The following is a 13,352-nucleotide window of genomic DNA, read 5'->3' as shown; positions in this document are numbered from 1 at the left end:
TTCCTCCGTTATATTGCCTGCTTGAATGGTAGGCCTTGCTAGTTAATATTCTTTTAAAAATATAAGAATTTATAAGTTGTTCACATATAAATAGGCTTATATTTCTCGGACTGAAACGCGCTGTGCCGCCATAGGACGGCGAAAGCCGTTTCACCTTGACCACAACTTAAATTACACGATTACGAGCAGCTTGTACAGTATAAAATATTTGTAAACTATACCTGCGCCGATTCCGGCTGCGCTGCTTTCTCAGTGCTTGGTTCTCCGCCTACTGCTGCTGCCTCGGAAGGCTCGTCTGCCAGCTCAGCGGTTTGCTGCTCTTCTGCCAGCGCCTGCTGGGCAATCTGGAACTTGCCGATTTTGCGGAATTTGCAGTAGCGGTCCTCTTTCAGCTCTTCCGGCGTCATGGCGCGCAGCTCCTGCAAATGGCTCCACAGCTTGGTCTTCAAGTGCTCTGCTGTAAAAGCAAGATCACGATGCGCACCGCCCTGCGGCTCCTCTACAATGTCCTCGATGACTTCAAACGCGAGTAAATCTTTGGCTGTAATCTTCATCGCTTCCGCCGCCTGATCAGCTTTCGATGCATCCTTCCAGAGAATCGAAGCTGCTCCATTCGGCGAAATCGCAGAATAGATCGCATTTTCCAGCATCAGCACCCGGTTGCCTACGCCAAGCGCAAGTGCACCGCCGCTGCCGCCTTCGCCAATAACGACGCATATGATCGGCACGCCGAAACCAGCCATCTCCCGCAAATTACGGGCAATTGCTTCCGATTGGCCCCGTTCCTCAGCAGTATTGCCAGGATAAGCGCCTTTCGTATCAATAAAAGTAATAATGGGACGATTAAATTTATTAGCTTGCTGCATGAAGCGCAGCGCCTTGCGGAAACCTTCCGGGTGGGGACTTCCGAAGAAGCGGGCGATGTTGTCGCGCGTATCCTTGCCGCGTTGGTGTCCGACAACCGTTACCGGTACGCCGTTCAGCTTGGCAAGTCCGCCTACGATAGCCAAATCATCGGCAAACAGGCGGTCGCCATGCAGCTCGATGAAATCGGTAAACACCGCCTGAATGAAATCCAGTGTCGTCGGACGCTGATGGTGGCGCGCTACATGCATTTTTTGCGCAGGGGTCAGCTCCTGGTACATTTCCTGTTCCAGCTGCTTGCAGCGCTCCTCAAGACGGGCAATTTCCTCGGAAAAATCCATGCCATTGCCCGCCGCGAGCGTTTCCAGCGTCTTTATCTTTTCCCTTAAATCACTGAGCGGTTTCTCGAACGGAAGCTCACCCGCCATTAGACAATCCCTCCCCTGCGGTATGCATATCAAGCAGTTTGGTCAGCATTTGCTTCATGTCGTTACGGTGTACAACCATATCAAGCTGGCCATGCTGCAAATTGAATTCCGCCGTCTGGAAGTTGTCCGGCAGCTTCTGACGAATCGTCTGCTCGATTACAATGCGGCCTGCAAAGCCTACTAATGCGCCAGGCTCGGCCAAATTGTAGTCGCCAAGACTTGCGAAGCTCGCCGAGACGCCACCCATCGTTGGATCGGTGAATACCGAGATAAACAAGCCGCCCGCTTCATGAAGCTTGGAGAGCGCTGCGCTTGTTTTCGCCATTTGCATAAGGCTCAGAATGCTTTCCTGCATGCGTGCGCCACCCGATGTGGAAAAAATAATAAGCGGCAGGCGCTTGTCAAGCGCCGCTTCTACAGCCCGCGTTATCTTTTCACCTACGACCGAGCCCATGCTGCCGCTGAAAAAGTCAAAGCTCATGACAGCGACAACGACAGGAAGACCGCCGATAGTTCCTTCGCCGGTAACAACTGCTTCACGCAAATTCGGATTTTTAGCCAGTTGCTGCTCCAGCTTGCTTGCATAACCAGGGAAACCAAGCGGATCTTCCGATACAAGGTCCGTATCGTATTCCGTCAGCTGTCCTTCATCAAGCGTCATGGCAATGCGCTCCCAAGCCGAAAGGCGGAAGTGATAGCCACAGGAGGAGCAGACCTTCAGATTCTTCTCCAGCTCTTTGCTGTATTGAATCGTTCCGCACCGCGTACACTTATTCATCAGTCCTTCTGGAATGTCGCGTTTAGGGCGCTCCGAAGGTACTGTCGCGTATTTCTTCTTCGTAAACAAGTCCTTAATTTGCACGTATGACACCTCTCAAGGCGCAATCGAATAAGGGAATCCGTTACGGCTGAAACAAGGAGTTAAACACTTCTTGAACTTCCTCCAGCTCACCCGACGGCACCAATATTTCAAATTGCTGTTTAGACAGATTGACTGGACGGATCTTCACGAGAAATCCTTCTTCCGTAAGCCGTTTCTTGATATTCTCTGCGATTTTTGCTGTTGGCGCGATATAAATGACCGTCCACATTATGGTACCTCCTGAAAACTTTGCTACGGGCAAAGTTTACATCTTAAACATAGCTAAGTCCCGTTAACAGGTCATATGATCTTATAATAGTATCATAATCATGGGGAATCGGGCAAATGGTATTGCTGCGCTTTCGGGTCCTGATGTGCAATTCTTGCCGATGCGGCCGCCGCAAGTCCCGCAACGAGATCATCAAGGAACACATGAATATGCCGCCCTTTTATATTAAGCTGATTAATAATGCCAGGCTTCACTTTATCCAAATAACCAAAACTCGTCAAGCCGATCATCCCGTACACGTTCGTAATGCCAAGCGCCAGCGTCTCATCCACCCCATACAGCGACTCATCATTTTCCATAATCGCCTGCAGCGGTTCAGGCAATAGCTTGCGCTCCGCCAGCTCGTCTAAAGCGATGCCCGTATAAAGCACATACTGCACCTCGCGCTTGCCCAGTACAGCCCGAACGCTGTCCTCGCATTCCTTCATGCATAAGCTCGCATTGTAAGGACGCTGCAGCGTATACACAATCTCAGCAATATCATCGACCTTCACTCCGCGCTTGCCCAGCCACGCTTCAATCTTGGATGTCGAAGCCATGTCCATCCCTCCCATGCTTGTACGCTGTTATGCAGCGTAAGCAGCGGCAATGCGGCTTTCGGGGCCCTAATAACGATGCTGCCTTTCGCGGAAGCTGTATCCCCATAGCCCGCAAGCAACAGCTGACCTCCCGCATTTCTCCGCTTGTATCCCTAAATGTATGCGGATAAAGAAAGATATGTGCATCATTTTGAATTCGCTTGCGCAAGAGGTCGCAGGGTGAAAACTTAGAAAGCGGAGAGGACGAAATAAGAGAAGAAAGCCCGAAATGCGAGGAAAAGAGGTTAACGAAGTAAAAGAAATAAGAGAAGTAAGAGAAATGGGCAGCAATGGCTTGAAAATAGGGCTGGCCTTCGCTGTAGACAGCTAAGGCCAGCCCTATGAGAGATCGCTTTGCCATGTTTAAGCTTCGCGATTATTAAATAAAATCAAACGTTCTAACCTTTGCAGGAGTCCTGTCTACCTAGCTATGAACTCCAGTAATTTATGCTTGCGCCGTATGCTGCTTGCTCCTATTTGACGACGACAGCCCCTTCGCCGAACAGCTGCTCAATCTCGCCGAACAACTCCGGCGACGGCTTGACGCGGTAGCTGTCGCTAAGGGCGATCAGCTTCTGTTCACGCTCGTAGAACAGAACGGTGTCCAGCTGGCCGGGGTGCTCGGCCAGCAGCTGCTTGAGCCGCTCCAGCGCGGCAAGCTGCTCGCGCGCGGCTGCGAGCTTGATGTAAACCCGCTGGCGCTTACGCCCAGCGGGTTCCTGCCGCGGTGCCCGCGGAGGCAGCTGCTGCGCTTCGCCCGCAGCAGCAGCGCCGGGCCCGCGGCCCGCCGGGGCGGCTGGCGCTGCCGCCCCGCCCTTGCCCTGCCCGGACGGCTTCGCCCGCCCGGGACCGGGCCACGCGCCTCTCGCGGCGCGGGCTTGCGCTTGCCGTTGCAAGCGCTGCGCCTGCTCTGCGAGCGGCGCCCCTGCCGCAGCAGCTCCGCCTGCGAGCGGCACAACATCCTCCAGGATGAGCTTAAACTCCTCATCATGATGCTGCACGGTCGCCTGCACAATGGCGAGGCCGCCCTTTTCCAGCTTATCCGCGCAGCGTTTCCACACTGCCGGGAACACAACGGCTTCAACGCGGAGGATGCGATCCTCCAGCTCCAGAAACCCCATCGCATTGCCCTTCTTGTTCGTGAACGGCTTCAGCGACACAATATGCACCGCCGCTACCGCCGGCGCGCCTTCCGCGCTATCCGCCAGCTCAAACAGACGGTCGAGCCCGAGCGGCGCAAGCTGCTCCTCCACTGCATCGAGCGGATGCCCTGACAAATACATGCCGAGCAGCTCGCGTTCAAACTCCAGCTGCTCAGCTGTTGAGAACGGCCTGATGTCCGGCAGCTCCACATCCCAGTTCTGCACCTCATCGAAACCAAACAGCTCGATCTGCAGCTCGGCGCGCTCCTTGCGCCATTTCACCGCCGCTTCGACCGTCTCCTCCAGGGCACCGAGCAATTGCGCCCGGTGTCCAGGCAGCGAGTCGAAGGCGCCAGCCTGGATGAGCGACTCCAGCACGCGCTTGTTCACAACGCGCAAATCGACGCGGCGGCACAGGTCGAGCAAGCTTTCAAACGGCTTGTCCGCCCGTTCCTTGCGCAGCGCTTCAATCGCCTGCGTACCGACATTTTTCACCGTCGCCAGCCCAAAGCGCACGGCCCCTTCAACCGGCGTGAACGTCACGCCGCTCTCGTTGACATCGGGCGGCAGCACCTGAATGCCCATTCGGCGGCATTCATCGACGTATTCCGCCGTTTTCCGCTGGTTGCCGTTCACGGATGCCAGCATCGAAGCCATAAAGGGAACCGGATAATGCGCCTTCAGCCATGCCGTCTGAAAAGCCAGTACGCCATAAGCAGCCGCATGCGCCCGCGGGAATCCATAGTCTGCAAAACGCACGATCATATCGTAAACGAGATTCGCCTCGTCCTCGCTGTAGCCCTGCGTCACACTGCCCTTCACAAAATGCTCCCGCTGCTCATCCAGCACCTCGCGCTTTTTCTTCGAAACGGCACGGCGCAGCAAATCCGCTTCGCCCAGCGAGAAGCCGGCCATGCTGGAGGCAATCTGCATAATTTGCTCTTGGTACACGATAATCCCATACGTATCGGATAGAATCGGCTCAAGGGACGGATGAGGGTATTCCACCTGCACCTCGCCATGCTTGCCTTGAATATATTTCGGAATAAATTCCATCGGACCAGGGCGATACAAAGCAAGAACCGATACGATATCCTCGAACTCCGACGCCCTCAAATCCCGCAATACGCGGCGCACACCGGAAGACTCCAATTGAAAAATGCCCGTCGTCTCGCCGCGGCCGAGCATCGCATACGTTTCTGGGTCATTGTCGGGAATCGTGCGAAAATCAATCGTCTCGCCATACTGCTCCTTCACCCAATTCAGCGTTCGCTCCAAAATCGAAAGGGTACGCAGTCCCAGAAAGTCCATCTTGAGCAGCCCAATCGCTTCCAGATGCTCCATCGAATATTGGGTTAAAACAGCCCCTTCGCCGCCCGCTTGCAGCGGCACATACTCCGTCAGCGGCTCGCTGGCAATAACAACACCAGCTGCATGCGTAGAGGCATGGCGCGGCATACCCTCTACCTTAAGCGCCATATCCAGCATCGCCGCCGTCTTCGGCAGGCGCTCCGCCGCCTCGCGCAGCCCTTCAGTCGTCCGCAGCGCCTCGGCAAGCGTAATGCCGAGCTGGCGCGGAATGAGCTTCGCCGCGCGATCCACCTCGGCAAGCGGCACATTCATCGCGCGTCCGACGTCGCGGACCGCTGCTTTCGCCGCCATGGTGCCGAACGTAATAATTTGAGCAACATGCCCTTCGCCGTATTTTTGGGCGACATAGGCAATGACTTCATCCCGGCGCTCATCATTAAAGTCGATATCAATATCGGGCATTGATATGCGCTCCGGATTCAGAAACCGCTCAAAGAGCAGCTTGTATTTCAGCGGATCTACATCGGTGATCCGCAGTGTATAAGCAACTAGAGAGCCGGCTGAAGAGCCCCGTCCCGGGCCTGTACGAATGCCCTGCTCATGGGCAAAACGGATAAAATCCCAGACGATTAGAAAATAATCGCTAAAGCCCATTTTTTCAATAACAGACAGCTCATAGGCTAGCCGCTGCTCTGCCTGCTGGCGGAAGTCCGGCTCCTGCATCCACTCCGGCAGCTGGCTGTATCTTGCAAGCAGTCCTTCGCTGCATAGCTGCTGCAAATACCCTGCTGAGCTTGCTCCCTCTGGCACGGGATGAAATACCGGAAGCGGCGCCCGTCCAAAAGCCAGCTCAAGCGTGCATTTATCCGCGATGGCTGCCGTATTTGCAATAGCCTGCGGCACATGGCGGAATAGGGCCTCCATCTCCTCCCCGCTCTTTAAATACATTTGGTCCGTCTGCATTTTCATACGGTCCTCATCATCGACGGATTTGCCTGTCCCAATGCAAATGAGTACATCCTGCATTTCTGCGTCAGCCGCAGTAATATAATGGACATCGTTCGTAACCGCCAGCTGAATGCCGGTTTCCTGCGCCAGCTCAATCATCGCTAAATTCACTTTTTTCTGCTCCAGCAAATGATGATCCTGAAGCTCCAAATAAAAATCATCGCCGAAAATGTCTCGGTACCGCTGTGCCGCCTTGCGCGCTTCATCGGGCCTGTCATGCAGCAAATGCTGCGAAACTTCGCCTCCAAGGCAGGCACTCAGGCAGACGATGCCTTCCGCATGCTTAGCCAGCATTTCCGGATCGACGCGCGGACGATAATGAAAGCCTTCCAAATGGGCAATCGAGCTCAGCTTCATGAGATTGCGATAGCCTGCTTCATTTTTGGCAAGCAAAATTAAATGATAGATCGGGTTTTCTTTGCGCGAGCCCTTCTCAAACCGCGAGCTTGCGGTCATATACATCTCACAGCCTACAATCGGCTTAATACCATGCTGCTGGCAGGCACGGATGAACGGAATGGCTCCATACATGACGCCATGGTCCGTAAGCGCCAGCGCCTGCATTCCCAGCTCGGCAGCGCGGGCTGTCAAATCGCGAATCCGTGCCGCGCCATCAAGCAAGCTATATTCACTATGAACGTGCAAATGCACGAATGGCGACTCTTTAGCGGTCATTGCGCCTCGCCCCCTCAGGTGTTCCATCTCTATTTGTCTATTTTATCATAATCGCCAAGGCACCGCCCATACAATGATAATAGGAGCCGGACGGGCTCCACTTGGCGAAGAGAGCTGGTGAGCGAAGTGAATTATTTTTTGATGAAGGCAGGGCTCGATTTCTTTATTGCCTTTGGCGTCGTATTAGGCGGCTCAATGCTCGCTGGCATTGGATCGGTTTTTCTGCTGATGCCCCCCACCTCCATGATGGTCAATACAGCGGCAAATTTAAAAATATGGGCTATAGTAGCCGCAGTAGGCGGCTCCATTGATCCGATGCGCGTCATAGAAAGCAATATTATGGAGGGGCATCTGTCCCCAGCGGCACAGCAGGTTGGCTATATTATCGCTGCTTTTCTCGGGGCTCATATGGGCACGGAGCTTGTGAGGCTCATTTGCAAAGGGACGGGCTAAGCGATGCGGCTGCCACCGTTTGACAAATATATTAAAGGGCTGCAAATGTTCGGCATGCTCCTGCTCGGCATGGTTGTCGGCGCGGTCGTTTACAACTCCCTCTACCAAGCACAATTTGAGGCGCTTGTCAGTCTCAAAAGCGAGCTCGAAATTCAATTGGAGCAATATGAGCAGGACATTGGCAATCTTAAAGAGTTCAAGCATCAGCACACGGTTATCAAGAGCATTTTGCCGAGAATTGAGCTGGAAGCCGGGCAAAACGCAGGTCGTCCGCAGCTCGACAAAATGACAGAGGCTGAGCTGATTCGTCGAATCAAAGCCGATCTGTCCGTTTTTATCGGGCAAAGCATTTACGAGATTGATTCCAATGCGCAGTTTGCAAGGAAGCTGCTGAGCAAGAGAGTTTACAACGGGGTACTGGAGAAGGATTACGAGGTCGAGGTCAAAACGATGCTTGTCGTCGATAATGTGCTGCAGCTGTGGGTTAAAGTCCGCCTGCATGATCGCGGACCGAGCTAAAAGCGTGGTGAAAAAGAGGCTGCGCTTCTAGTAATTTATTAAAAAAAGCAGTGCAGCGTAAAGACACCCGCTGCGCTGCTTCTGTTTATGTCCCTATTCATGCTACAATAGCAGCAGAAATGCGGAATAGAGCACAATCATTCCGCTTGCAAAGGAGCTGCTTTAGAACGAATGGACTCACTGCTGCAATATTTATTCGCACCCGTCATCTTCCTCACCCTGCTGCTGACCGTTATTTTCAGCTACAGATCCCGCAGAGCAGCTGATGGTGCAAAGCGTATGCTGTACGGGGCCAGAATGAATATAAGCATGGGCGTCATGCTCATATTTATTGCCGGCGTTCAGCTGTTTTTGTCCAATGAATCCACTGTGCGCATCGTCATCGGGGCGCTATTCATGGTCATTGGCCTATTCAATCTTTTCGCAGGACTGCGCAATCTTAGTATGCTGCGCACGACGCGCCGCTAAAAAAAGGCAACGGCGAACGCAGCGCTTTTACAGCTTAGCTCCGTTCACTCCGCTTGCCTTTTTTTCAGAGCGACCGCCCTGGTTGCTTTATGTTTAAGGATCAATCATTTGGGCTGACATCATCGCTTTCGCTGCCAGCCCGCCCCGATCCCTCACTTCAATTTCCAGCTTCGTTGATTTGCGGCTCATCTCCATCGCCCGCGGTATAATCGTTATTTCACTGTCCATTTCTACTGGCTTCACAAAATAAGTCGTCATGCTTTCGAGCAAATAATCGCGTTTCCCCGTCTCGCGAATCATTCTCCTGCCAGCCTGCGTCATAAGCGTAACGAGCACGCCTTCCGATATCATGCCAAGCGAGCCTGACATTTGCGGCGTTACGACCCCTTTATAAACAAACTCGCCAGCCGCATCTTCACTAGCCATAAATCTTGACCACATTAAATCATCGAACGTTTCGCCCGATTCGGGCTGTTTGCCCGCAAACCGCAGCGCATCAATCACCTGCTGGCGGCTAATGACACCAAGCAGCTTGCGATGCCGATCAACGATAGGCAGCAAATCAATCCCTTCCGCCGCCATCGTATGAGCAGCGGATGTAACGGTAATATTCGGTGCTGCCGTAATCGGATGGCGGGTCATCAGCTTATCGACAGTCTGCTCATCCAGTGCGCCGGAGGCATCCTTTGCCGTCATCATGCCAATGACTTTGCCGCGGTCATCCACCACGGGAAAACGCGAATAACCTGTTCTGCGCCGCAGTTCCTTGAAGCTGCCTGCCGTATCTCCGGGATGCAGCACATCGGCTGGTCTGCTGAACGTAACCAAATCTTCAATCAACATCACTTTTCGCTTAATGAGACGGTCGTACATAGCGCGGTTGATCATGGACGCAACGGTAAACGTATCATATCGCGAAGAGAGAATAGGCAGCCCCTTCTCATCCGCAAGCGCTTTAACCTCTTCGCTCGTCTCGAAGCCGCCTGTAATGAGCACACCTGCTCCTTGCTCCAGCGCCCGCTTATGCGCACCGATCCGGTTACCGACAATAAGCAGGCTGTCTTCATCGATATAACGCAGCATAGCATCGAGCTCCATCGCGCCGATAACGAACTTATGCAGCGTTTTTTCAAGGCCAGATGCGCCACCAAACAGCTGGCCTTCTACAATTTCCGCTACTTCGCCAAACGTAAGCTGGTCGAGCGCCTCTTTTCTTTTACGGTCGATGCGCACCGTCCCAATTCGTTCCTTTGTGCTGACGAGTCCGGTTGCTTCCGCTTCTTTAATGGCTTTATAGGCTGTTCCTTCACTGACTCCCAACGTTTTTGCAATCACTCTGACCGAGATTTTCGTTCCGATCTTCAGCTCTTGAATATGTGCAAGAATCAGCTCATGCTTGGTGCTGGTCTCTGAACCGGAACCGACTTTAGACACACCTGTACCTCCCTCTGGCTTTCAACACTGCTGGCTAACTATTAATGTTCTCATTATACCAATCCACCATAACGGCGGCGACCTTAAGTTTCGCGTCTATTTCCTTGCCCTGCTTGTCCACAAAACGATATTTATCGAACACAGGCTGCAATACGCCTTTGCTTAAAGCTGTACTCATGCCTTCAATAATAAAAGCTTGCCAATCGTAAACAATCGGTACCGAATAACGTAATTGATAAGCAGGCACATCCGTCATCTTAACCGATTGCTGCGGAATTTCCTCGTAAATGGTGGAAAATAAAATCGTGGCCTTCTCGCTATAAGGACGCGATGCGACTTCCGATTCCAAGCTGATACGATATTCAACCAGTTGTGAATGAGGCTCAACCCGGCAGCGCAAAATACCATGCGCGAGCAGAAGTTTCTCTTTTTTATGAAAAATCGTATAGCTTAAACGCACGTGGAATCGCACTTGACGATAATGCAGCTGAACTTTGCGGAAAAACTCAAATTCTTCTACCATCTCCCAATCTCCTTGTAAAAAGAACCTTTTAAGTAAAAAGAAGTTTAATAAGGACCATTTTACATAATTATAATAAAGTCAGGTATTTCCGTCAATGACTTTAGTCATTATATTTAATAGGTTCTATAGAACGTTGTTGGTTGGCATCTAAAGCTCTATCTTTAGGCTGAGGTGAACAATTTGAGTAAATTTGCCCGATACATAGGAGATAACATCCGCACACTGCGCAAAATGAGAGGCCTTAGCCAGGAGCAGCTGGCGCTCAGAGCGGACATTAATGCTTCGTATATGGGGCAAGTCGAGCGAGGAGAGAAAAGTCCTACCGTCGATGTTCTCGGCAAAATTGCCGCAGCGCTCGACTCTCCGCTGGAACAGCTTGTTCATTTGGATGCTTCGCAGCAGACAAGCCCAGAAGACAATAGTTACGCCGACAAAATCGCCCATCAATTACATGGACTAACCGTCAAAGAACAAGAAGCGGTTTACAAATTCGTAAAGCAGCTCGTCCAGTTCAAAGAATTGGATTAATGTTTGAAAAACAAATAAGGCTCAGCGATCATCGCTGGGCCTTATTTGTTTTTGTTTCGCTTTTGCTAGCTAGCCCCGCGCGCGCCGCCCGGCAACAACCTGCTGCAGCTTGCGCTCCAGCGCCCGGCTTTTGGCACGTTTAATGCGCTGCATCTGCTGCCGCCTCGCTTCGCCTTGCATCAGCGCATCGATTTGCGCCGCCACAATGACAAGCGAGAACACCAGCCAGACGATGCCAAATAAGCTTGTCCCGCTCCAAGGAGCGCCCAAATCCAGTCTGGGCACCCCGTAGACTAGCATCGCTACCGCAGCTAGCAAATATAATACATGACGGCTCCTGCCTTTTCTCATATCCCTCAGCTCCTCTGGTAGCACTTCCTCACATTATATGAAGCAAGGACGAGGGTTATGACCGCCGGCGTTAATCAACGATGGATTTTAGCACATCGGACATAATGCGGTTTATGTCCTCAAAAACGATGGAGAAGCGGCGCTCAGCCTCCATCAAGCCGCTGACGAGCGGATTTAGCGAAATGACCTCATACAGCTTGTTCAGCGTATCCATATCGACCGCGGAAGGCTCCTCGCCCGCCATCATTTTCTGCTGAAGCTCGTTTTGGCGCTCGCGAAAATCATCAAGCATCCGTTTTGCATCTGGATCAGCATCTGCAGCCTGCTTTGCTTCTTTGAGCAAACGCGCTTCCTCGCTGTCCTTTAACGCTTTGGCCAGTTCATACGTTTTGTCGTAAACATTCATGGCTTTTCCCCTCCATTATTTGCGTGAACAGCTGTTAGTATCTAATCACCAAGGGATAGATGTCCTCATATGATGAATTAATTCGTGCAAAACACCCAGCGGCTGTTACCCGCTTGCCGGAATCCTCCTGCTTGGAAGGAGATTTACGATGCTCAAATCGAAAGTAGCCGTCCAGGTTATCAGCTCAGGCATGCTCGCCGAGGATACGCTCATGCTGGGCGAAGCCTATATGAAACAGTGGAAGATCCCTCAGGGCCAGCCTGTAGCGATGACCTTCGGCTCACTTAAGCAACATGTCAAAGTATTGCCCGTCACACGTTATGACGGTATTCGAATTAGCCAAAGTCTAGCACGCAAGATGGGCATTTCGAATGGCGCTGCCTTAAGAATCAACTATAAATCCGGATCAGCGACGCTTTCACTTGGCCCGCTTATCGGTATTCTGATCAGCAGGGATTATCCAGGGACGCCAGATAAGCCGTTTGGCTCGATCACCATGTTCTGCAAGGAGTTGGTTGACGGCTGCGCTGCACAGGGCGGGCATGTATGTTTTTTCACCCCCGGCCAACTATCTGGCGGGCAGCAAACCGTGGAAGGATGGATCTATGCGGGCGGCTGGCAAAGAGCGTCGCTTCCCATTCCAAATGTCATTAACAATCGACTAACTTCCCGAAAACTAGAGAACAAACCCAGCGTACAACATTTTTTCAAAGAAGTAAAATCCAGGTTTCAGACAACTGTTTTCAATGAAAAGTTCCTCGATAAAACGGAAGTTTTCGAAGCGCTCAAGAAGGACGAATCCGCCCTTCGCTATTTGCCAGAGTCTTATTCACTGCGCAGCTTTGCCACCTTTAAAGCCATGTGCAGCAAACACGCCAACATCTTTTTGAAGCCTGTCACAGGAAGTCTTGGCAAAGGGATCATTCGAGTATCAAAGACTGAAACGGGCGGCTATCAGGCCCAATTTACGACAACGACAGGTTCGCGCAAGCAGCTTTATCCAAACCAGCTCAAAGTCTATTCCGCCATCTCTGCAAAAATGAAAACCGTCCGCTACCAGGTGCAGCAAGGCCTCCAGTTGATTGAAATCCAGAAGCGGCCCGTCGACTTCCGGGCGCTCGTACAGAAAAATGTCAGCGGAAAATGGAAAATCACTTCGATTGTAGCCCGAACAGCTGGCGGACAGCATTTTGTTTCCAACCTCGCGCGGGGCGGCACATTAAGCACGGTTAGCGAGGCCATTTCTAAATCCAACTTGACGAGCGGCCGAGCGGATACTTCGAGCAGACTGCAGCATGCAGCGCTCCTCATTGCCAAAGGAATTGAGACGCATATTCCCGCCCACTTCGGTGAGCTCGGCATCGATCTGGCTATTGATACGAGCGGCAGGGTATGGCTGCTGGAGGTCAACTCCAAGCCTTCCAAAAATGACAATACGCCGCTGAATGACAACAAAATTCGTCCCTCAGTTCGCATGGTTATTCAATATTCCCGTTTTTTATCGGGCTTCTAG

Annotated in this window: 14 protein-coding genes; 5 read left to right on the top strand and 9 right to left on the bottom strand. The window is 52.2% G+C overall.

The features are described from left to right. Positions 1-215 precede the first annotated feature (215 nt). The 5 genes from AC50X8_RS27390 to AC50X8_RS27370 all read right to left on the bottom strand — a co-directional run bounded on the left by AC50X8_RS27390 (position 216) and on the right by AC50X8_RS27370 (position 7,157). Complete coding sequence (locus tag AC50X8_RS27390) at positions 216-1,292, bottom strand: acetyl-CoA carboxylase carboxyltransferase subunit alpha (RefSeq protein ID WP_056039799.1); 1,077 nt, start codon at positions 1,290-1,292, stop codon at positions 216-218. Continuing rightward, positions 1,282-2,154 (bottom strand): acetyl-CoA carboxylase, carboxyltransferase subunit beta, encoded by an 873-nt coding sequence (gene accD / locus AC50X8_RS27385; protein ID WP_056039797.1) that lies wholly within the window; start codon positions 2,152-2,154, stop codon positions 1,282-1,284. Before accD ends, AC50X8_RS27390 begins: the two co-directional genes overlap by 11 nt. A gap of 40 nt (positions 2,155-2,194) precedes the next feature. After that, complete coding sequence (locus AC50X8_RS27380; protein WP_046229439.1) at positions 2,195-2,383, bottom strand: hypothetical protein; 189 nt, start codon at positions 2,381-2,383, stop codon at positions 2,195-2,197. A gap of 98 nt (positions 2,384-2,481) precedes the next feature. After that, positions 2,482-2,982, bottom strand: coding sequence for a phosphatidylglycerophosphatase A family protein (locus AC50X8_RS27375; protein ID WP_081418968.1), 501 nt, complete (start codon positions 2,980-2,982; stop codon positions 2,482-2,484). A gap of 512 nt (positions 2,983-3,494) precedes the next feature. After that, positions 3,495-7,157 carry a DNA polymerase III subunit alpha gene (locus AC50X8_RS27370; protein WP_494882723.1) on the bottom strand — a complete coding sequence of 1,221 codons (3,663 nt, stop codon included), beginning with the start codon at positions 7,155-7,157 and terminating at the stop codon, positions 3,495-3,497. 126 nt (positions 7,158-7,283) lie between these two features. Here AC50X8_RS27370 and AC50X8_RS27365 point away from each other — a divergent pair, with 126 nt between their 5' ends. The 3 genes from AC50X8_RS27365 (at position 7,284) to AC50X8_RS27355 (ending at position 8,597) form a co-directional block, all read left to right on the top strand. Next, a complete protein-coding gene (locus AC50X8_RS27365) occupies positions 7,284-7,610 on the top strand; it encodes a YtrH family sporulation protein (protein ID WP_056040129.1) in 327 nt (108 codons plus the stop codon). A gap of 3 nt (positions 7,611-7,613) precedes the next feature. Beyond that, on the top strand, positions 7,614-8,129 hold the full coding sequence (locus AC50X8_RS27360) for a sporulation membrane protein YtrI (protein ID WP_056039790.1): 516 nt from the start codon (positions 7,614-7,616) through the stop codon (positions 8,127-8,129). Positions 8,130-8,300: 171 nt separating this feature from the next. Beyond that, on the top strand, positions 8,301-8,597 hold the full coding sequence (locus AC50X8_RS27355) for a YtpI family protein (protein ID WP_056039788.1): 297 nt from the start codon (positions 8,301-8,303) through the stop codon (positions 8,595-8,597). A 93-nt stretch (positions 8,598-8,690) separates the two neighbouring features. Here the strand turns inward: AC50X8_RS27355 and AC50X8_RS27350 are convergent, their stop codons facing one another. Then, on the bottom strand, positions 8,691-10,031 hold the full coding sequence (locus AC50X8_RS27350; RefSeq protein ID WP_056039787.1) for a DRTGG domain-containing protein: 1,341 nt from the start codon (positions 10,029-10,031) through the stop codon (positions 8,691-8,693). Positions 10,032-10,065: 34 nt separating this feature from the next. Beyond that, the gene (locus tag AC50X8_RS27345) at positions 10,066-10,554 is read right to left on the bottom strand and encodes a hypothetical protein (protein ID WP_056039785.1); all 489 of its coding nucleotides are present in this window, start codon (positions 10,552-10,554) and stop codon (positions 10,066-10,068) included. Positions 10,555-10,734: 180 nt separating this feature from the next. On the opposite strand from AC50X8_RS27345, the gene AC50X8_RS27340 reads away from it, so the two are divergent. Further along, entirely contained in the window at positions 10,735-11,082 is a 348-nt protein-coding gene (locus AC50X8_RS27340; RefSeq protein WP_046228758.1) for a helix-turn-helix domain-containing protein, read from the top strand. 69 nt (positions 11,083-11,151) lie between these two features. Here the strand turns inward: AC50X8_RS27340 and AC50X8_RS27335 are convergent, their stop codons facing one another. Further along, entirely contained in the window at positions 11,152-11,433 is a 282-nt protein-coding gene (locus tag AC50X8_RS27335; RefSeq protein ID WP_056039781.1) for a hypothetical protein, read from the bottom strand. Positions 11,434-11,503: 70 nt separating this feature from the next. Next, positions 11,504-11,839, bottom strand: a complete 336-nt coding sequence (locus AC50X8_RS27330; protein WP_056039779.1) for a YlbF/YmcA family competence regulator — start codon at positions 11,837-11,839, stop codon at positions 11,504-11,506. 148 nt (positions 11,840-11,987) lie between these two features. Between AC50X8_RS27330 and AC50X8_RS27325 the strand changes: the two genes are divergently transcribed. Then, positions 11,988-13,352 (top strand): YheC/YheD family endospore coat-associated protein, encoded by a 1,365-nt coding sequence (locus tag AC50X8_RS27325; RefSeq protein WP_056039777.1) that lies wholly within the window; start codon positions 11,988-11,990, stop codon positions 13,350-13,352.

Source organism: Paenibacillus sp. JT22N15 (assembly GCF_059383755.1).
The sequence above is the reverse complement of the archived record's forward strand: the minus strand, read 5'-3'. Positions and strand labels throughout refer to the sequence as shown.